This is a genomic window from Aristaeella lactis, assembly GCF_018118585.1.
GTDB classification, from domain to species: Bacteria; Bacillota; Clostridia; order Christensenellales; family Aristaeellaceae; genus Aristaeella; species Aristaeella lactis.
The window spans coordinates 3,108,295-3,128,759 of record NZ_CP069421.1 but is presented as its reverse complement, the minus strand read 5'-3'; the positions used below and the strand labels follow the sequence as shown (position 1 = coordinate 3,128,759).

19 protein-coding genes are annotated in these 20,465 nt (G+C 55.0%); 9 read left to right on the top strand and 10 right to left on the bottom strand.

Annotated features, from left to right (window positions below; all coding sequences use genetic code 11):
• Positions 1-171: 171 nt before the first annotated feature.
• The 5 genes from JYE50_RS14120 to JYE50_RS14100 form a co-directional block, all read right to left on the bottom strand.
• Positions 172-1,230, bottom strand: coding sequence for an HlyD family secretion protein (locus JYE50_RS14120; protein WP_179138361.1), 1,059 nt, complete (start codon positions 1,228-1,230; stop codon positions 172-174).
• A gap of 58 nt (positions 1,231-1,288) precedes the next feature.
• The gene (locus JYE50_RS14115; RefSeq protein ID WP_084096231.1) at positions 1,289-2,500 is read right to left on the bottom strand and encodes an ABC transporter permease; all 1,212 of its coding nucleotides are present in this window, start codon (positions 2,498-2,500) and stop codon (positions 1,289-1,291) included.
• On the bottom strand, positions 2,493-3,191 hold the full coding sequence (locus JYE50_RS14110) for an ABC transporter ATP-binding protein (protein ID WP_084096230.1): 699 nt from the start codon (positions 3,189-3,191) through the stop codon (positions 2,493-2,495). The genes JYE50_RS14115 and JYE50_RS14110 overlap by 8 nt, the downstream gene beginning before the upstream one ends.
• A gap of 2 nt (positions 3,192-3,193) precedes the next feature.
• Positions 3,194-4,315 (bottom strand): efflux RND transporter periplasmic adaptor subunit, encoded by a 1,122-nt coding sequence (locus tag JYE50_RS14105; protein ID WP_084096229.1) that lies wholly within the window; start codon positions 4,313-4,315, stop codon positions 3,194-3,196.
• A 159-nt stretch (positions 4,316-4,474) separates the two neighbouring features.
• The gene (locus tag JYE50_RS14100; protein WP_143763641.1) at positions 4,475-4,693 is read right to left on the bottom strand and encodes a hypothetical protein; all 219 of its coding nucleotides are present in this window, start codon (positions 4,691-4,693) and stop codon (positions 4,475-4,477) included.
• A gap of 316 nt (positions 4,694-5,009) precedes the next feature.
• Here JYE50_RS14100 and JYE50_RS14095 point away from each other — a divergent pair, with 316 nt between their 5' ends.
• Together JYE50_RS14095 and JYE50_RS14090 are read left to right on the top strand one after the other, a co-directional pair.
• Positions 5,010-5,330, top strand: coding sequence for a DUF6442 family protein (locus JYE50_RS14095; protein ID WP_084096227.1), 321 nt, complete (start codon positions 5,010-5,012; stop codon positions 5,328-5,330).
• Positions 5,331-5,341: 11 nt separating this feature from the next.
• Complete coding sequence (locus JYE50_RS14090) at positions 5,342-5,548, top strand: helix-turn-helix transcriptional regulator (RefSeq protein WP_084096226.1); 207 nt, start codon at positions 5,342-5,344, stop codon at positions 5,546-5,548.
• Between the two features lie 100 nt (positions 5,549-5,648).
• Here JYE50_RS14090 and gyrA read toward each other — a convergent pair whose 3' ends face one another.
• The 5 genes from gyrA to JYE50_RS14065 all read right to left on the bottom strand — a co-directional run bounded on the left by gyrA (position 5,649) and on the right by JYE50_RS14065 (position 12,300).
• Entirely contained in the window at positions 5,649-8,207 is a 2,559-nt protein-coding gene (gene gyrA / locus JYE50_RS14085) for a DNA gyrase subunit A (RefSeq protein ID WP_084096225.1), read from the bottom strand.
• A gap of 103 nt (positions 8,208-8,310) precedes the next feature.
• Entirely contained in the window at positions 8,311-10,278 is a 1,968-nt protein-coding gene (gene gyrB / locus JYE50_RS14080) for a DNA topoisomerase (ATP-hydrolyzing) subunit B (protein ID WP_084096224.1), read from the bottom strand.
• Between the two features lie 265 nt (positions 10,279-10,543).
• The gene (locus tag JYE50_RS14075) at positions 10,544-10,879 is read right to left on the bottom strand and encodes a cupin domain-containing protein (protein ID WP_283399227.1); all 336 of its coding nucleotides are present in this window, start codon (positions 10,877-10,879) and stop codon (positions 10,544-10,546) included.
• Positions 10,880-10,899: 20 nt separating this feature from the next.
• Positions 10,900-11,436 (bottom strand): YcxB family protein, encoded by a 537-nt coding sequence (locus JYE50_RS14070; protein WP_084096223.1) that lies wholly within the window; start codon positions 11,434-11,436, stop codon positions 10,900-10,902.
• A 9-nt stretch (positions 11,437-11,445) separates the two neighbouring features.
• A complete protein-coding gene (locus JYE50_RS14065; protein WP_143763640.1) occupies positions 11,446-12,300 on the bottom strand; it encodes an AraC family transcriptional regulator in 855 nt (284 codons plus the stop codon).
• A 209-nt stretch (positions 12,301-12,509) separates the two neighbouring features.
• Here JYE50_RS14065 and JYE50_RS14060 point away from each other — a divergent pair, with 209 nt between their 5' ends.
• From JYE50_RS14060 to JYE50_RS14030, 7 genes are all read left to right on the top strand, one after another.
• Positions 12,510-13,523 carry a TRAP transporter substrate-binding protein gene (locus JYE50_RS14060; RefSeq protein ID WP_084096221.1) on the top strand — a complete coding sequence of 338 codons (1,014 nt, stop codon included), beginning with the start codon at positions 12,510-12,512 and terminating at the stop codon, positions 13,521-13,523.
• A 125-nt stretch (positions 13,524-13,648) separates the two neighbouring features.
• Positions 13,649-14,197, top strand: a complete 549-nt coding sequence (locus JYE50_RS14055; protein ID WP_084096220.1) for a TRAP transporter small permease — start codon at positions 13,649-13,651, stop codon at positions 14,195-14,197.
• Entirely contained in the window at positions 14,197-15,498 is a 1,302-nt protein-coding gene (locus JYE50_RS14050; RefSeq protein WP_084096219.1) for a TRAP transporter large permease, read from the top strand. Before JYE50_RS14055 ends, JYE50_RS14050 begins: the two co-directional genes overlap by 1 nt.
• A gap of 67 nt (positions 15,499-15,565) precedes the next feature.
• Positions 15,566-16,774 carry an MFS transporter gene (locus JYE50_RS14045; RefSeq protein ID WP_179138360.1) on the top strand — a complete coding sequence of 403 codons (1,209 nt, stop codon included), beginning with the start codon at positions 15,566-15,568 and terminating at the stop codon, positions 16,772-16,774.
• The gene (gene uxuA, locus JYE50_RS14040; RefSeq protein ID WP_084096217.1) at positions 16,771-17,844 is read left to right on the top strand and encodes a mannonate dehydratase; all 1,074 of its coding nucleotides are present in this window, start codon (positions 16,771-16,773) and stop codon (positions 17,842-17,844) included. The genes JYE50_RS14045 and uxuA overlap by 4 nt, the downstream gene beginning before the upstream one ends.
• A 35-nt stretch (positions 17,845-17,879) precedes the next feature.
• Positions 17,880-19,493, top strand: coding sequence for a mannitol dehydrogenase family protein (locus JYE50_RS14035; RefSeq protein WP_084096253.1), 1,614 nt, complete (start codon positions 17,880-17,882; stop codon positions 19,491-19,493).
• A 152-nt stretch (positions 19,494-19,645) separates the two neighbouring features.
• The gene (locus tag JYE50_RS14030) at positions 19,646-20,437 is read left to right on the top strand and encodes a helix-turn-helix transcriptional regulator (protein WP_084096216.1); all 792 of its coding nucleotides are present in this window, start codon (positions 19,646-19,648) and stop codon (positions 20,435-20,437) included.
• The last annotated feature ends 28 nt before the right edge of the window (positions 20,438-20,465 follow it).

The window sequence follows — 20,465 nt, the reverse complement described above, 5'->3', positions numbered from 1 at the left end:
CCTTACCTCAAATACAGTTGGTAAAGTAATAGTAGTAATAAAACCCGTAAACCTGCCGCATGGTACTTCCCTTTCCGCGCCTGAAGCGCAGTGATTGAATCACGGGTATTCTATCACCTGTTTCTCCGTCTGGCAAGAAGAGCTTTTCCGGATGCAGAAGAAAAACAACTCTTACTCAGCCGAGGTTACAACGACTTTCATTCCGAAATACACGCTTTCATCCGGCGTAAAGTCGATCACTGCCTTATAGGTAACCTCCTCCACGTCTTCCTCCGGTGTTTCGGTGATATACCTTACCGTGCCTTCATAGCTCTTGCTTTCATCGGATTCCAGCTCGATCGTCACCTTGTCGCCGGCTTTCAGCAGCTTCCGGTCGTCCGCGGTCACGTCCGCTTCCACACGCATACCGCTCACCGGCGCGATACGTGCCGTCACATCTCCCTTGTTCACCGCCGCTCCAGCTTCCGCGGAAACAGACATGATCACACCGTCCTCCGCGGCTGTCACTGCGGTTCCGGTCATCTCATATCCTTCAAAGGTGCCGCTCAGGGTTTCCAGCAGCAGGTCGCCGCGTTTTACCTTATCCCCGTCATTCACCGCTACGCTGACCACGGCACCGGAAGCGGTCACAGCCTCAGGGCTGACCCGTTCCACATTGCCCCGGCCGATCCGCAGCTTTTCCGTGTGTGCTTCATCCCGGTAAATCGTCACGGAATCCCCAATCACGAAATTGCCTTCCGACACCAGCACGGAGTAATTGGAACCTTCCACTCCTGTAATAATACCGGTTCCCTTACGGGTGGAGTCGGTTCTGCAGACCAGGTAGACTGTCTCACCGGTATGGACGATGGTTGTGTCCACAGAAGGATACGCTTTGGAAGTACTTGAGGAAACGGTATACAGGATGGTCCCCTCAATATACAGGTCCGCGCCGTAACGGCCGGCGACGGTTTCCGCGTCATCCCCGGCCTGCACAAACACGCCGGTCACGGTGCCGTCCTCCGAGGCATAGGTTTTTTCGGTTTTATAAGTAAACAGGACATCTCCCGCGTTCACATGCATACCCTGTTCCAGGGCCACATTGTCCACGGTCCCGCCGATGGGTGCGTATACCGGTACCGTCACCCCGGCTTCCACGGTTCCGTTCAGGCTCATGGTTTCCGCTCCGGCGGATCCCAGTACCAGTGCCAGTGCAAAGAGCATAGCCGCTGCCCGCTTCATGGTTCTCATTTTATATGACCTCCGTTTATTAAATGATGCTTTATGCATTATGAATTATGCATTGATTTTACACCGCTCTCAGTGCGTCAATGGGATTGAGCCGGCTTGCCTTTCTTGCGGGAGCCCATCCGAAGATGATACCGACTGCCGCGGAGAAGCCTACGCCCAGGGCAATGGCTCCCATGTTCAGTACGAAGTTTGTTCCCAGCAGCTGGCACAGCCAGTAGGACAATGCCAGACCGAATGCAACTCCCAGCAGGCCTCCGATCATGGAAAGCAGGAAGCTTTCCAGCAGGAACTGCATCTGGATCTGTCCGGGCACGGCGCCCAGGGCCTTCTTCAGGCCGATCTCCGTCGTCCGCTCCGTTACCGTGGTCAGCATCATGTTCATAATGCCGATGCCGCCGACCAGCAGAGCAATGGAGGCGATGCCCGCCAGCAGAGAACTCAGCATGGTGGTCATCGTGTTCATGGTTTCCTCAATGCTTTCCATTGAGGCCACGGTGTAGCAGTCCTCCTCGAAGTCAAACAGCACATCCATTGCATCTTCAATTTCTTCCTTCGCCGCTGCGGAATCCGCACCGTCCTTCAGGTATACGGTAAAGGAAGTCACCTCGTTGGAGTTGTTCACCTTCATAGCTGTGGTATAGGGGATCATCACATCCGGGGATCCCATGAAAATCGAGGCGATTCCTCCGCCGCTGTCTTCCTCATACCGTCCCACGATAGTAAAGGGCAGTCCGGACACATACAGGGTTTCCCCAACCGGGTTAATCCCCAGAAAGAATTCATCCACAATCTTCTGGCTGATCACGCACACATAACTGCGGTTATCGTCGTCAATGAAGTTCAGGGTACGTCCCTGAATAATCATTTCCCCGTTCAGGTCAAAGTAATAGGCGTTCTTGCCGGAAACGGACATCCCTGTCTGTACGTTGTTTCCGTAGGAAACCCGTCCGTTCAGGCTGATGCTCGGCACCACACCGTCCACGTTTTCCAGCTCCGTGATCACCTGCAGATCCTCCGGCGTCATACCGGTCTTCAGGTCACTGCCGGTCACGCTCACTGTCAGGGTGCCGACACCCATGTCGGAAAAGGAGGAAGAGATCGTTCCGGACACGCCGGACACCGTGGATATCAGGGTAATGACCGCCATAACGCCGATCATGATGCCCAGCAGGGTCAGGAAAGAACGAACCTTGTTGCTCCGGATGTTATCCAGCGCCATCGCTGCGCTTTCCCGGATGGTGATCAGTTTCTTCCGGAGGGTTTTAAGCATTGACCACACCTCCTCCATCCGACAGTTCCCCGTCGATGATATGCACCACTCTCCGGGCATTCGAGGCGATCTTCAGGTCATGGGTGATCATGATCACCGTACGCTTTTCCTCATTCAGTTCCCGGAACAGCTGCATGATCTGGGCGCCCGTCTTCTGGTCCAGGGCGCCCGTCGGTTCGTCCGCCAGCAGGATAGAGGGATTGCCCACCATTGCCCGGGCTATCGCCACGCGCTGCTGCTGACCGCCGGAAAGCTGATTGGGCAGGTGATCCATCCGGTCCTTCAATCCTACCCGTTCCAGCATAGCTTCCGCCCGTTCCCGTCGTTCCTTCGGCCGGACACCCGCATAGATCAGGGGCAGTTCCACGTTCTTTCTGGCTGTCAGCCTGGGCAGCAGCTGGGAATTCTGGAAAATAAATCCGATTTCCCGGTTCCGCAGCTCAGCCAGTTCCCGCTCATCCAGCTCCTCCACTTCCCGGCCCCGCAGGGTATACTCTCCGGAAGTTGGGGTGTCCAGGCAGCCGATAATATTCATCAGTGTTGTCTTTCCGCTGCCGGAGGGCCCCAGCACTGAAAGGTAGTCCCCTTCCTCCACGGTAAGGGATACCTTTTTCAGAGCATGGACATTCTCCCCCTCCAGCGGATAGATCTTGTCAATCTCCCGCATGCGGAAGAATACTTCTCCAGCCATCGTCAGTTCCCCCGTGATCCGCCGTTGCTGCCATTACCGCCTGGCGCATAATCTCTGCCCGGAGCATTGCCCATATCCGGCATGCCGCCGAATTCGGAATTCCAGCTTCCGCCCTGGTTGTTGCGGTTCCGGTTGGTGTTCCGGTTTACCTGTGTGCTGGAGAACATGCCTGAGAACAGTCCGGCCAGACCCGTAAGTTCTTCTTCCTTCTCGGCGATCTTGTAAACAGTCTCACCGGCAGCAACGCCTTCCCTGATCTCCACATAGTTGCCGTTGCTCACGCCTACCGTCACAGCGACCTGCTCCATTTCACCGTCTTCGTTTTCCTTATAAACATAAGCAGTGTTGTCCCGTGCGGTGCTCAGGGCTTCCATCTTCAGCACGGTCACGTTCTGCGCCTCTTCCTGCGGCACAGTGACGGTTGCCTGCATCCCGGGCCATATATTCTCTGTGCCGGTGGTATCCACCAGCACCGTCCCTGTGTAATAGGCCACGTTGTTGCCTGTATAGGATACATAATCGATCTTGTCGATCACCGTGTCAAAGGTCGCACCTGCGGAAGAAACCGTCACGCGGCAGTTCTGGCCTGCCGTGACCTCGCTGATATTACTCTCACCGATGCGGACCGAAACCTTCATATGATCAAAGTCCGCTACGGTTATAAGGCTTTCCCCGGCCTTCACCTCGTCGCCCTTTTCCACGTCAATGGTATTGACTATTCCGTCAAACTCCGCCTCAACCAGCTGTCCGTTCGACAGGCGTATCAGCTTGTCGCCGTCTTTGACACTATCCCCTTCAGCCACATAGATTTCCCGGATCTTTGCGTCCGAGGAAGCAGTATAGGAAGCGCTGTTGACCAGCTGCATGCTGCCCGTAAAGGACAATGAATTGGAGATACTTCCTGTTGTGGCGGTATAGGGATCGTAGGTCACCCTGTATTCCGCCTGCAGTTTGCTGATCACGGACCAGAGGGCCACACCCAGCACCAGCAGGATGATTACAAGCCAGAAAAGCCGCTTCAGAGTCTTCTTTTTCCGGCTTCTCTTTTTCTTCTTTCCTTCCGTTTTTTCAGCCGCTTTCAACGCTTCGGTTTCTGCGGTCCTGTTTTCCAGTATGTCTGTCATCTTTCGGCCATCCTTTCCTTTTCCCTGGATTCCGGATGCATCATATCGGATGAACCTTAAATGAGTCTTAAAGAAAAAATTCTCCCCGCGGAATTCACATCTCCGCGGGGGTTGATATGCTGAAAAGGCAGGGATTCACCCTTTTGCTTTTTCCGGTTATCAGTCGGAAAACCTGTCCTTGTATTCTTCATCCATTCCACAGTTTCTCATGATTTCCCGGGAAGTTTCATCGCTTTCCCTGTCATGGACGTTGCGCCGGTGTACAAGCAGGCAGACAGCCGCAACCACTGCCAGCAGAATAAGCATTGACCATTTGTATTCGTTGTTCAACGCCTCTTCATTGGCCATCAGCATTTTCATGTATGAGTATCCTCTCATTATTTGGCACTCCTTCCCGTCATCATGATAAGCTTCACTGTGATTAAAGCATAACAGGAACGCTGTAAATAAAACAGGATGGTCCCCGAAAAATATGGGTGTATATTTCCCGGCAGAGTGCAAATTATACAGGAATCCGTCTCCGGTTTCCTGTTTTTCTGTCTGTTATGAAAAGCATCTGATGGAAAACCATTGCTTCTGTAGACACGAGAACCAATCCGGAAAAAAATTTACAAAAGTGCTTGACAAGTACACTTGGCAATGATATGCTTTTACCGTGCCAAGTGTACTTGGCAATTGAGAGGAGGTTTTACAGATGAATAAGGAAGAGATCCTTGCAAAGAGCAAACTTGAGAACCGCGGTATGGATATGGTCAATCTGGAAGTGTCCAGAAACAGCATGCAGGTTGGCTGGGTCGTTGTCATCCTGCTGCTGTCCGCTGTAATGGTTGTCACCGCGATCACGAAGGAAAAAATGAGCTTTGATATCTGCTTTGCCATTCTTGCGGGGTCTGCAGCTGTCTTCGGCTACAAGTACATGAAACTGCATAAAAGGCACGAGCTGGTCTTCACAATCCTCTACGGTCTGGGCGCGCTGGCGTGTCTGGCCGGCTGGATCATCCAGCTGACCAAATAAGGAGGCAGCCTATGAACGATCAACTGATTCTGAAAAACAGGCTGAAGGAGATCCGTACAGAAAAAGGCATGTCCCAGGCAGGCTTGGCAGAGCTGGTCGGTGTTTCCCGCAATACCATCAGCTCCATCGAGACCGGTCAGTTCTGCCCGACCGCCAAACTGGCGCTGATCCTGTGTGTCGCCCTGGACAAGAAATTTGAAGACATCTTCTATTTCTGAGCTTTGCCGGGAACGGTCCCCAGTATTCCGTCCCGCAAACCCCGGCATGAAAAAATCTCCGGCTTTCATTCTCGAAAGCCGGAGATTTCTTTATGGTGTTTTATTCCTGCGGATTCTTTTCCTGAGCGTCCCCGGAGGTTCCTTCCGTTTCAGGCTTTTCAGCGCCTTCCGAGGTTTCCGCCGCTTCCGTTGCTTCCGCGCCTTCGGCGGGGATTTCTTCCGGAATTTCTTCCTCTTCTTTTTCAGCCCGGCAGACGCCCACCACGGTGCTGCCTTCCGCCAGCCTCATGATACGGACGCCCTGGGTGGAACGACCGCACAGGCGAACATCCGCAGCCCTGGCCCGGATAATGGTGCCGTCGTCCGTGATCAGCAGGATGTCTTCATCCTCGTGCACGAACATCAGGGCAGCCAGGTCGCCGGTCTTGTCGGTCAGCTGCATGGCCTTAACGCCCATGCCGCCGCGGCCCTGTTCACGGTATTCTTCCGGATCGGTCCGTTTGCCATAGCCCTTGGTGGTAATGGCCAGTACTGTCGTTTCCGGTTCAACCGCCGCGATGTCGATCACTTCATCGCCTTCCGCCACCCTCATGGAACGTACACCGATGGAGTTACGGCCCACGTTGCGCACGTGCCGCTCATTGAAGCGGATGCACTTGCCCTTACGGGTGGAAACCAGCATCTCATCGTCACCGTTGCTCAGCCGGACGCCGATCAGCTCATCGCCCTCTCTCAGGGCAATGGCGATCAGGCCGTTTTTGCGCAGGTTCCGGAACTCTTCCAGGGCGGTCTTCTTGATCATACCGTTCCGGGTTGCCATCACCAGGTTGTGCTCTTCCTCAGTCTCCTTCGGCATGGGCAGCATGGTGGAAACCTTCTCCCCGCTGACAATGTGCAGCAGGTTGATGATCGCCGTGCCGCGGGCCTGGCGTCCGGCTTCCGGAATCTGGTAGCACTTCAGGCTGTATACCCGGCCCATGTTCGTGAAGAACATAATCTCCTGATGCGTGCTGACCACGAACATCTGGGTCGTGTAGTCGGTTTCCTTCACGTTCATACCGGAGACACCGCGTCCGCCGCGGTGCTGTGCACGGTACACAGAGGAGGAAACACGCTTCACATACCCTTCATGGGTCAGGGTGACCACCATGTTTTCTTCCTGGATCAGGTCTTCGATGTCAATGTCATCCTCCGCGATGGTCAGCTCACTGCGGCGTTCATCGCCGAATTTATCCCGGATCTCACTGATTTCGGTCTTGATCACGTCCATGAGCAGGTGTTCGTCACCCAGGATCGCGGTCAGCCGTTCAATGGTTCTTTCCAGTTCTTCGTATTCCTCCTGCAGGCGTTCCCGTTCCAGGCCGGTCAGACGGGCCAGGCGCATGTCCAGGATTGCCTGGGCCTGCTTCTCGGAAAACTCGAAACGGAGCATCAGGGCTTCCTTCGCGGTGTTGGTATCCTTGCTGGCCCGGATGATGGCAACGATCTCATCAATGTGATCCAGTGCCTTCAGCAGGCCTTCCAAAATATGAGCCCGGTTCTGGGCCTTGTTCAGCTCAAACCTTGTCCGGCGGGTGACTACGTCCTTCTGGTGCTCCAGGTAGTAGTAGATCATCTCCCGCAGGTTCAGCACCTGGGGCTTGCCGTCCACCAGGGCCAGCATATTGGCGCCGAAGTTCTCCTGCATGGGAGTATGCTTGTACAGCATGTTCAGCACAACCTGCGGCTGAACATCCCGCTTCAGTTCAATCACGATGCGCATGCCCTGGCGGTCGTTGGACTCATCCCGGATGTCGCTGATGCCCTCGATCTTCTTCTCGTGCACCAGGTCGGCAATCTTCTTGACCAGGACAGACTTGTTCACCTGGTAGGGGATCTCCGTCACAATGATGCGGCTGCGGTTGCCGCCCATTTCCTCCACATTGGTCTTGGCCCGGACGGTAATCCGGCCGTGGCCTGTATGGTACGCCGCCCGGATACCGCTGCGGCCCATGATCAGGCCGCCCGTGGGGAAATCAGGTCCCTTGATGTGCTGCATCAGATCGTCAATTGTGCATTCCGGATTGTCGATCATGCAGATAACGCCGTTGATCACCTCGGTGAGGTTATGCGGCGGAATGTTCGTTGCCATACCGACGGCAATACCGCTGGAACCGTTCACAAGCAGGTTCGGGAACCGGGCCGGCAGCACAGAGGGCTGCTGCAGGGTTTCGTCAAAGTTGGGGTAAAAGTCCACGGTATCCTTATCGATACCATCCAGCAGGTGCATGGTCAGCTTCTGCAGGCGGGCTTCGGTATAACGCATGGCTGCAGCACCGTCACCGTCGACGGAACCGAAGTTACCCTGGCCTTCAATCAGCGGATAGCGGATGTTGAAGGGCTGGGCCAGGCGGACCATGGCGTCGTAAACGGAAGAGTCGCCGTGGGGATGGAATTTACCCAGAACGTCACCGACCACACGGGCACTTTTGCGGGTCGGTTTGTCCGGGGTCATCCCCAGCTCTTCGGACATGTCGTACAGGATCCGGCGGTGGACCGGCTTCAGACCGTCGCGTACGTCCGGCAGGGCCCGGTCCACAATCACCGCCATGGCATAGGCGATGAAGCTTTTTTTCATTTCCTGTTCCAGATTGACGGGAATCAGCTTGTCTTGAATCATTTCTCAATCCTCAAACACTCATTAATCAGAAAACTCGTTTATCAGAAGCTGAAGGTTGTCGGTTAAAAACCTCCTGCCTCCTACTTCCTACCTCCAACCTGAATCAGACATCCAGGTCCTTCACCAGGTCACTGTTTTCCTGGATGAACAGTTTCCGGGGTTCCACGTCATCGCCCATCAGCAGTGTAAACAGCCGGTCCGCCTCCATGGCGTCCTCCGGGGTGATCTGCATCATCATGCGGGTTTCGGGATTCATCGTGGTGTCCCAGAGCTGCTGGGCGCTCATTTCACCAAGGCCTTTGTACCGCTGGATATCCGGCTTCGGATCCCGGCCGATCTCGTCCAGTACACGGTTCAGTTCATCGTCATCATAAACATAACGGGACGTCTTACCTTTGGTCACCTTATACAGAGGCGGCATGGCGGCATACACGTAGCCTTTTTCGACCAACGGCCGCATGAACCGGTAGAAGAATGTCAGCAGCAGGATCCGGATATGCGCGCCGTCCACGTCAGCATCCGTCATACAGACGATCCGGTGATAGCGCAGCTTGCTCTCGTCAAACTGGTCACCGAAGCCGCATCCGAAGGCTGTGATCATCGCGCGGATTTCCGCGTTCTCCAGGGCCCGGTCCAGCCGGACCTTCTCAACGTTCAGGATCTTGCCGCGCAGGGGCAGGATCGCCTGGGTCTTGCTGTCACGGCCGCCCTTGGCGCTGCCGCCTGCGGAGTCGCCCTCCACCATGAAGATCTCGCACTTGGCGGGATCCCGTTCAGAGCAGTCTGCCAGTTTGCCGGGCAGGGAAGCGCTTTCCAGCACGGTCTTACGCCGGGTTGCCTCTCTTGCCTTCCGGGCCGCTTCACGGGCACGCTGGGCGTCCACGCAGCGCGTAACGATGGCTTTTGCCACCGTGGGATTCTCTTCCAGGTAGGTGGTCAGTTCCTCGCTCACCAGGCTGTCCACCACGCCGCGGACCTGGCCGGAACCGAGCTTGGACTTGGTCTGGCTTTCGAACTGCGGATCCTCCATTTTGATGGAGACGATCGCCGTCAGGCTTTCACGCACGTCCTCACCCTTCAGGTTCGGCTCGTTGTCCTTCAGGATTTTGTACCGGCGGCCGTAGTCATTTATGGCGCGGGTCACCGCGGTATTGAAGCCCTGCAGGTGGGTGCCGCCGTCCGGTGTGGCGATGTTGTTGGCGAAGGTATACACATTCTCCGCATAGGAGTCGTTATACTGCATGGCCATTTCCACCAGGATGCCGTCCTTGATGCCCTCGGTGTAGATGGGTTCAGGGAAAAGCACCTGCTTGTGCTGGTTCAGGAACTTTACAAATTCCCGCAGTCCGCCTTCAAAGCAGAAGTCATTTTCCTTGGGTTCTTCAGGGCGTTCATCCCGGAAGATGATCCGGACGCCTTTGTTCAGGAACGCCATTTCACGCAGGCGGTTCCGCAGGGTGTCATACTCAAAATCCCCGGTCTCGAAAATACCCTCGGGGTTTTCTTCGGATTTCACGTCCGGCCAGAACTGGATCGTCGTGCCGGTGCGGTCTGTGGTGCCGATCACCTTCAGGTCATACAGGTACTTGCCGCGTTCATACTCCTGCTGGTAGATCTGGCCGTTCTGGTAAACAGTGACCATAAAGTGCTTGCTCAGCGCGTTTACAACACTGGCGCCTACACCGTGCAGGCCGCCGGAAACCTTGTATCCCCCGCCGCCGAACTTGCCGCCGGCATGCAGAACGGTCAGGCACACTTCAACTGCGGGACGCTGCATCTTCGGATGCAGGCCCACCGGGAAGCCGCGGCCGTCGTCCATAACGGTAACAGAGCCGTCTGAATTCAGTGTGACGTTGATCTGCCTGCAGAACCCTGCCAGTGCTTCGTCCACAGAATTGTCCACGATCTCATATACCAGATGATGAAGACCCCGGGCATCCGTGGAACCAATATACATACCGGGCCGCTTGCGGACAGCTTCCAGGCCCTCCAGGACCTGGATTTGCTCCTCTCCGTAATCGGCGGTAACAGCAGTCACCTGTTCCAGTTCAAGATCCTTTTCTTCTGCCATGGTACACCTCGTTTTTTCTCTCTTTTGCGAATCCCGGAATTGTACGCTTTTTTTGGCCAAATCCGGGCTATTTTCGAAAGCCCTCAAACCATTGAAAAATAAGGCGTTTCAAATCAATTTATTATACCACTTTTTTGCCCAAAAAGAAAGCTTTTTCGTGAATTTTTCTTTCCTATATATATAGACGTCCTGTCTGTTTTACGCATAAAAAACGCAGCCGGCAGATAAAAACCGGCTGCGGGTCAGGATGGTATGTTCGGGAAAATTATCGAGCCAGGAAATCATCCCGTTTCGGCGTAAACACATCCAGCAGGACTCCCTTTTCCAGACACAGTGTCCCGTGCTCCAGGCCGCCCGGAACCACAATGGAATCCCCCTGGTTCAGGACCGTGGATTCCCCCTCCACATCATATCGGAAAGACCCCGAAAGCACATAACTCAGCTGGGTATGCGGATGCACATGAGGTGCTCCCTCCGCGCCCGCCTCAAAGCTGACCTCCACCGCCATCAACGGATCCTCATACGCCAGGATCCTCCGCTCCACGCCTCCCCCCAGCGGAATGGGCGTGATATCGCTGCGATGCATAACCGATCCTTTCATTTCTGTTTTCTCCTTCTTTATTATCCCTTGCATTTATCCGCGCCAAGATGGTCCTGTATAAAGTCCCATACTTCGTGATCCGGAGCATCCGCCTGTCCCGCCGGGAGCAGAAACGCCTTTGCCGCGGTCACATACAGATAGATGCACCCTTTCCTCCGGAAAGCCCTTTGAACCTTCTCCCAGGGGATAACCGGCGTTTCTTCGTTCTTTCCGTTATCTTTTGCTGTAACGCCTTCCCCGCCGAGTGTCACTGTATAAACATACCTGGCCGGCTTCAGTTTGCGGCTGACCGCCTGCATGTTCACCTGGCTGAGGAAGCTTCCGGCATACACAAGCGGCAGTCCGATCCCGATGACCAGCAGCACCGCAGCAATCATGCCGGACTGCTCCTTCCTGATCAGCAGTGCAGCAAAGGCAAAGGCGGTCATGATCAGAAAAAACACGACCGGCCTGATCCATTTCTTCCGCAGGATAAACATATCGAAATATGCAAAGTGTCTGAAGGTTTTCTCATCCAGTTTTACCGGAATGGTAATCATCTCCGGGTTTGTTTCCATTTTTATTCCTCACTTTCCGTTGCGGTACGCCGCCGTCCTGTTTTTTCTGGTCTGGCTGGAAAAAGTGCTGGGAGCCTGGCCGTACAGGTGGCAGAATGCCCGGTAAAAAGCACTGTAGTCCGAGAACCCGCTCGAATAACCGGCATTCAGTACGCTGTAGCCCTGACGGATCAACGCGTGGGCGGTTTCCAGCCGCTTCCGCCGGATATAATCCCCGGGTGTCATTCCGATGATCCGTTTGAACTGCCTCGTCAATGTGTTTTTGTCCATGTAAAAATGTTCCGCAAGATCATTGACAGTCAGTTCCTCTTTAAAATGGGCGTTGATATATTCATGAACCAGCATGATCTCCCTGTATCTTGCTCCCAGTCTTTCCGGGGGCATTTCCCTCTCGTTCATAGCCCTGCCCAGGTAGACCAGCAGCTGTGAGAGGATCAGATGGCACAGGTACGGACTGTCAGCATCCGCCCTGTTCTTTTCATATAACAGGGAATACAAAAGGCCCAGGATCACCTGGTAGGTTTTTTCCTCCGGAATGATCAGCTGCTCTTTCTGCAGGTTTTCACCAAAGGTGCCCAGCGTCTGGGGCAGAAAGATGGACAGGGATGAAATGAACTGCGGATTCAGCCATAGTACAATACGTTCGATATCCCGGGGCGGCTGTTCCAGTTCAGGCCAGTGAACTTCCCCCGGCTGTACCAGCAGCAGGGATCCCGGTTTCAGGGCATATCGGTTGTTCTCCACATGAAAGGTAAAGGGTCCGTTCAGCAGGCAGTAGAGCTCATAAAAGTCATGCTGGTGCGGCGGCACATGATAGGTTGCGCTGTCGTTGTAATGATAGACCTCTATGTCGTCCCTGCTCATTTCTTGCAATACGTTGAACGCGGAAACATAGGCGCCGTCTATATTTATCACCCCAAATCGCAATCTTTTCCTGCTCTCATTATACTGAAATTGACGTTTTTTGCAATATATAATGTTTTTTCATACCATGTACAATATGGAGAGAATATGATTAGATATTGCCATCAGAAGGATGAGATCATCCGAAATTTCATAAGGAGGACTACCCCATGAAGAAACTCTTTGGTATCCTGCTGGCCCTGGCTCTGCTGCTGGGCTGCACCGCCGCTTTTGCGGATCCGATTACCCTGACCTATGCTGAAGTGAACCCCGTTCCCGCTACTCTGGAAGAGAACGCTGAGAAGGGCTCTGTCGTCAGCGACGTGGCCTGGGCTTTCAAGACGAAGCTGGAAGAGCTTTCCGCCGGTGAAATCGTTGTTGATCTCCAGGGCGGCGGCGTTCTGGGCAGCGAAAAAGAAGTCCTGGCCAACATCCTGGGCGGCGACACTTCCGCTGACATCGTCCGTATCTCCGCTTTCGCACTGAATCAGTATGGCGCAAAGAAGAGCGTGTTCCTGACCCTGCCCTACGTCTTCGGCAGCGAAGAGCACTACTGGAAGTTCGTTAAGAGCGACCTGGCCAAGGAAATGCTGGCTGAAGCCAAAGAAGTTGGTCAGCCCTGGACCGGCCTGGCCTATGGTGAAGAAGGCTATCGTCACTTCTTCTCCAAGGTCGACATCAAGACCATCGAAGACCTGAAGGGCCTGAAGATCCGCGTGTCTGACGACCCGATCATGACCGGCCTGCTGCAGGGCCTGGGCGCCTCTTTCACTCCCGTTTCCTTCGGTGAACTGTACAGCGCGCTTCAGACCGGTGTTGTGGACTGCGCTGAACAGCCCATCACCAACTACCTGTCCAACTCCTTCCAGGAAGTTGCTCCCTACATGCTCCGTGACGGCCACACCCTGGGCACCATCGAACTGATCGCTACCGATTCCTGCTTCGACAAGCTGAGCGATGAGCAGAAGGCTATGGTTCAGGAAGCTGCCGATTACGCGATGGCTGAATGCGAGAAGTCCGTTATGGCCCGTCAGGAAGATGCTTACAACAAGCTGATCGAAATGGGCTGCACTGTCAACGAAGTGGAAGACAAGAGCGTCTGGCAGGAAGCTACCAAGGCTGTTCTGGAAGCGAATATCGCTGGCATGGAAGAAATCTATGAAGCGATCATGGCGCTGCAGTAATGATCTGAAAAAGACGATTAAACAATGAACCCGTTGGGGGTGCAGGGCCCAACTCCTGCGCCCCCGATTCGTATTTTTGCTGAGAGACACTGTCCGTTCACACATGATACCAAGGAGGCTTCTGAATGCCAACCATTTTTAAGAAGCTGGAAAAGATCAAGCCCGTCTATGACTGGACTTACAAGATCATGCTGTTTATCTGCAAGCTTCTCCTGATCGGAGATATCATCATTACCTCTGTTACTGTAGCCGGCCGCTATTTCCCCTTCTTTACAGCCCCGCACTGGGGTGAAGAAATGGTCCTGACTCTGATGGTCTACATGGCGGTCCTTTCCGCTACGCTGGCAATCCGCAAGCGCAGCCACATCCGCATGACGGCTTTTGATAAGTACCTGCCAAAGAAAGTGCTGCTCACGCTGGACCTGCTGGCAGACATTGCGGTGATGGCGCTTGGCGTGGTACTGCTGATCGAAGGGCTGGATGTGATCAAACCCACCGGCAATATTGCAAGATTTGCCAAGTACTCCTCCCTGCCGAACCTGAGCCAGATCTGGATGTACCTGCCCGTGGCTGTAGCAGGTGTGAGTATGGTTATTTTTGAACTTGAACAGGTATTCCTGCATATAGAAGAATTCTTTGTGCCCCAGACTGAAAAGAAGGAGGTGCAGGCATAATGGATGCTGAAACCTTATCCACGATTATTCTGCTCGGCAGTTTCCTGCTGATGGTTTTCCTGCGCTTCCCCATTGCGTACTCTGTTGGTATTTCCACGGTACTGTGCCTGATTTCCATGGGCCAGAAACTGAGCGTCCTGCCCATGCAGATGGTGCGCGGCGTATGGTCCTTCAGCCTGATGGCTGTGCCGTTCTTTATCACAATGGGCGTGCTGATGGGCTCCGGAGGCATTTCGGAGAAGCTGATTGCGCTGGCCAACTCCATTGTCGGATGGATGCGCGGCGGCCTGGCAATGGTGAACATCGTTGCGTCCTACTTTTTCGGCGGCATTTCCGGTTCCGCTGCTGCTGACACCGCTTCCCTTGGCTCCATCCTGATTCCCATGATGGTGGATGAAGGCTATGACGTGGACTTTTCAACTGCTGTGACCATCACTTCCTCCTGCGAGGGACTGCTGGTTCCGCCCAGCCACAACATGGTTATTTACGCCACTACAGCCGGCGGTATCTCGGTCGGCGCGCTGTTTATGGCAGGCTATCTGCCCGGCGCCCTGCTGGCTATAGCCCTGATGGTGGGATCCTATATTATTTCTGTGAAGCGGAATTATCCCAAGGGGGAGAAATTCTCCATCAAAAACTTCGTCAAACAGCTGGGCAAGAGCATCTGGGCCCTGCTGGCGGTGCTGGTCGTGGTTGTCGGCGTTGTGGGCGGCGTGTTTACCGCTACTGAATCCGCTGCTATCGCGGTCATCTACTCATTGTTTGTATCTGTGTTCATTTACAAGGGACTGACCTGGAAAGGCGTCTGGAAGAGCTTTGAGAGCTGTATCGACACGCTGGCCATTGTGCTGATCCTGATTGCCATGTCCGGCGCTTTCGGATACTGCCTGACCAACCTGCATGTTCCCGCAAAAGCTGCTGCGCTGATTGCCGGCATTTCCAACAGCCCCATTATCACTGCACTGCTGCTGAACGTGATCCTGCTGGTACTGGGCATGATCATGGATATGGCGCCGATCATCCTGATTGCAACACCAATCCTGCTGCCTGTAGCTACGTCTATCGGCCTCAGCCCGATCCAGTTTGGTATCATGGTTGTGCTTAACTGCGGTATCGGCTTGCTGACTCCGCCGGTCGGAGCTGTGCTGTTTATCGGTTCCGCCGTGGCAAAACGTCCTATGGAAAATGTGGTCCGGGCGACCATGCCGTTCTATCTCTGCATGGTTGCCGCGTTGATCCTGATTACCTTCATTCCGCAGATCAGCCTCTGGCTGCCGCAACTGTTCGGATATAGTGTGTGATCCGGAAACTGAATGATGAATGATCCCGGGCCTGAAAAGGCCCGGGATGTATTCAGGGAGTATGCCGATGTTTTCTTTCCTCCGCCGAATGGATCCTTCCCGCCGCCGGTTGCTGCTGACGTGCTTTTACGCGTTTTTCTGCAGCGGTATGGTTTCCCTGATGCTCGGATCCGCCATGCCGGATCTCAAACGCAGCTGGGGACTGTCAGATTCCTTCAGCGGGGTGCTGCTGTCCGCTCATTCAATCGGCAACATGGTTGCCGGATTTGTTTCGGGTATTGTGCCCTTCTGGCTGGGACGCCGCCGATCCATTGCTCTTCTGGCCTCCCTGGCTTTCCTGGGGATGACCCTGATGGCCGTTACCGGTGCTCCGGGCCTTCTTTTCGCAGCTTTTGTGCTTACGGGTGTTGGACGTGGCTCCGTTACGAATTTCAACAACCACACGGTGAACGTCTTGACTGACGGCAGCCCCGCGGCAGCCAATATTCTGCATGCGTGCTTTGCCGTCGGTGCCATTACCGCACCGATGGCCTTTCTTCTGCTGAGCCGCATTGCAGCCTGGCAGGCCGGACTTTTTTTTGTGGTACTATGCGGCGCAGCGGCAGTATTCCTGTTCTCCCGTTCGCAGGTGCCGGATGACCGTCCGGACAGGAAGCAGAAAGAGGCACGGACAATGGCGTTCCTGAAAGAGCCGGCTTTTCTGGTTTTCGCCGGAATGATGTTCTGCTATATCTGCAGCGAATATGCCATTAACGGATGGCTGGTTACCTACCTGCAGCATAAGCAGTCGCTCTTCACTGCCATGGGTGAGGGAGACATTGCCGCTTACAGCCAGTCCATGGCGACCCTTCTGTGGGCGGTGATCCTGGCGGGACGGTTGACATGTGCCTGGCTTTCCCGGAAAGTATCCCAGAAGATCCTGATGTTTGTCGCGTCGATCGGAATGGCCGCCTGTTTCACCGGAATGCTGTTGGCGTCAGCCGTTCCGGTGGTGACGGGGTGTATTGCGGGCATGGGATTCTGCATGGCCGGGATCTGCCCCATGATCTATTCCGACGCCGTGCACTATACCAACACCTATCCGCTGGCGACGGGAACCCTGCTGGCCTTTGGAGCGACAGGCGGTATCCTGATGCCTGCCCTGGTGGGCTTCCTCGCGCAAAGCGGCGGATTTGAGATGAGCATGATCGCTATCCTGGTGTCGATTGTTCTTCTGACGGTGTTTTCCGCCGTCAATATCCGAATGAAAACAAGAAAGGGAGTATCCGAAACATGAAAATGACATTTCGCTGGTATGGAAGCCAGTCTGACCCGATTCCGCTGAAGTACATCAAACAGATTCCCGGCATGACCGGCCTCATGGGCCTGCTGGAAAAGCCCGCCGGTGTGGACTGGCCGGAAGATGAATTCATCGCGCTGAAGAAGGAAGTTAACGAGGCAGGACTTGAAATCGAAGTCATCGAGTCTGTGAACGTCCATGAAGATATCAAGACCGGTCTTGGCAGGCGGGATGAATACATTGCCAACTACATTTCCACGATCCGGATGCTGGCAAAGCACGGCGTAAAGGTCATCATCTACAACTTCATGCCGGTGTTTGACTGGCTGCGCACAGACCTGGCCCGGGTGATCCCGGAGGACGGCAGCAACAGTCTGTATTTTGATGAAAAAGACCTCGGAGATATGGGGCCCCTGGAAATCGTCCGCCGCACTGCCGCCGGCAGCAAGGGCTTTTCCCTTCCCGGCTGGGAACCGGAACGTCTCGCCCTGCTGGAAACTACCCTGAAGCAGTATGAAGGCATGACCCCGGACGGTCTCCGGAAAAACTTCAAGTATTTCCTGGATGCTGTCATCCCTGTCTGCGAGGAAGTCGGTGTGCGGATGGCCTGCCATCCGGACGATCCTGCCTGGCCGATCTTCGGTCTGCCGCGGATCACTCACAGCATCGAGGATTTTGACAAAATGGTGCAGCTGCACGACAGCCCCGCCAACACCCTGTGCCTGTGCACCGGTTCCCTGGGTTCCAACCCGGACAACGATATTCCGGCAGCCATCCGGCATTTCGGAAGCATGAACCGTATCGGCGCCATGCACGTCCGCAATGTCAAATACCTTGGCTATCATCATTTCCGGGAGGCATCCCACCTGTCCTCCACCGGCGACCTGGATGTATATGAAATCATGAAAGCAATCCACGAGACCTGCCCGGATACCTACATCCGTCCTGACCACGGACGTATGATCTGGGATGAGCAGGGGCGTCCCGGCTACGGCCTGTATGACCGTGCCCTGGGCGTGGCTTACCTGAACGGCCTGTGGGAAGCGCTTGAAAAGAATAACGCTTAATTTTTCCGCAACAAAGGAAAGGACGAGGGATGAATATGAAAGTAAATCTGGAGGCACTGAAGGATCGTGCCGGCTGGGAAAAGGCTGGCGTGAAACTGCCGGCTTATGACATTGATCTTATGCGGAAAAAAACGGACGAAAAGCCCCTCTGGGTGCATTTCGGTGCCGGAAACATCTTCCGCGCGTTCATTGCGGCGCTGCAGCAGCGGCTCCTGGATGAAGGCCTGTCTGACCGGGGCATCATCGCCGCCGACACCTTCGATGTGGACAACATCCGCATGATCTACGGCGGATATGACAATCTGACCATGAGTGTCACGCTGAACGCGGATGCCACCATTGACAAAGAGATTATCGCTTCCGTTTCGGAAGCCGTTGTCGCCCAGCCCGGCGAAAAAGCGGATTACGAACGTCTGCTCCGGGCTTTCGCAGCCCCTTCGCTGCAGATGATCAGTTTCACGATCACCGAAAAAGGGTACGCACTGCGTGGTATTGACGGCCAGTACCTGAAGGTGGTGTCTGAAGACCTGGCAAACGGTCCGGAGCAGGCCCGTCACGCCATGACCATCGTAACCGCCCTGCTCTTCCACCGTTATCAGGCAGGCAAGGCTCCGCTGGCGGTTGTCAGCATGGACAACTGCAGCCATAACGGCGAAAAGCTGCAAAGCAGCATCCTGGAGGTTGCCCGGGCATGGAACGCGAACGGCTTCGTACCGGACGGCTTTGTTTCCTGGCTCACCGATGAATCGCAGGTATCCTTCCCCTGGAGCATGATCGACAAGATCACCCCCCGGCCGGCACCGGAAGTCCAGCGGATGCTGGAGGAAGCCGGGATTGAGGATATGGCTCCCCTGGAAACGCCCCGCGGCACCTTTGTGGCGCCTTTTGTCAATGCCGAAAAGGCTCAGTACCTGGTGGTGGAGGATAAGTTTCCCAACGGACGCCCGCCCCTGGAAAAAGCAGGAGTTTATTTTACCGACCGGGATACCGTCAACAAGACGGAGCGGATGAAAGTAACCACCTGCTTGAACCCGCTGCATACCGCGCTGGCGGTCTACGGCTGCCTGCTGGGCTATACCCTCATCCGTGACGAGATGAAAGACGCGGACCTGGTGAAGCTGATCCGGCGTCTGGGCTATCAGGAAGGGCTGCCGGTTGTAACAGATCCCGGCATTCTCAGTCCCAAAGCCTTCATTGACGAAGTTATGGAGGAGCGTCTTCCCAATCCCTTTATGCCGGACGCACCCCAGCGCATCGCCACGGATACCTCCCAGAAAGTCGGTATCCGCTTCGGCGAGACCATCCGCAGCTATCTGGCCGAAGGCCGTTCCATGGATCAGCTGGTCGCGCTGCCCCTTGCCATAGCGGGCTGGCTGCGTTACCTGCTGGGTGTGGATGACAAAGGCGCTCCCATGCAGCTGTCCTCCGACCCGCTGCTGGAAGATCTTCGGGCACAGCTTACCGGTATCGAGTTGGGCCGTCAGGAAACCTGCGGTGACAAGCTGCAGGCCATCCTCTCCAACCCGGTGATCTTCGGAAGCGATCTCACCGCCTGCCCGCTGGGCGAACGGATCACCTCTTTCTTCCTGGAGGAGATCCGCGGTCCCGGAGCTGTACGGAACACCCTGCAGAAATATCTCTGCTGCTGACAGAAGCAGTATCCGGGAAGCACGGCAAACCCGTGCTTCCCTTTTTCTGTGCCTGCTGACAGTTTTCGCCTGCTTGTCTTTCAGAACCCCCCGTGTTACAATCAACCAAAATCGTGTGCATCATCAGCCTATCCTGATCGGAGGACCCCGGCATGAATGATATTACCTACGTCGGCAGGCATACCGCCGTCTATACCGTTTCCCGGCACGCCCATGAAAGCTGGGAGTTTGTTTACTGCACCCAGGGTTCGGGCACCTTCCTGTTTGACAACAGGAGCCTGGATTATAAAGAAGGAGACGTTGTCATCATTCCGCCTATGACACCACATGCCAACGCCTGCACGGACGGCTTCCAGAACATCCATATCAACATGGTGTCCCCGGCTCTTTCCTTTTCCGCCCCCCTGGTCGTCTCCGATGATCCCAACCATTTCCTGCTGGATGCTTTCAGTGCAGCCTCCTTCCATTTCTATTCCGACCGGAAGGAATCTTCCCGCCTGCTGTTCATCTACGGCGACCTGATCGTCTGCTATCTTGCCGCCTACCGGACCGGAACCGTTCTGACGCCCATCGTGGCGCAGATTGAAAACAACATCATCTCCAATTATGCGGACAGCGCCTATGAACTGGATACCTATCTTCATTCCCTGCCCTTCAGCTACGATTACCTGCGTAAACTGTTCCAGAAGGAATTGGGCGTTACGCCCCACCGGTACCTAGTGGACAAGAGGCTGAAAATGGCGGCGGAACTCCTGGCCGGGGATGCCAGTGCCGGCACCCGTACCATCGCGGACATCGCGGCGCTTTGCGGTTTCCATGATCCCCTGTATTTCTCCAAGATGTTCCGGAAAAAATACGGCACTGCACCGCGGGATTACCTGGAATCCCGGCCCCGCAGGCCTGTCCCCGCCCTGGACAGCAGCCGGGTGGATTATGATTTGTAATACAAAAACGGCGCCGGGTCATCATCCC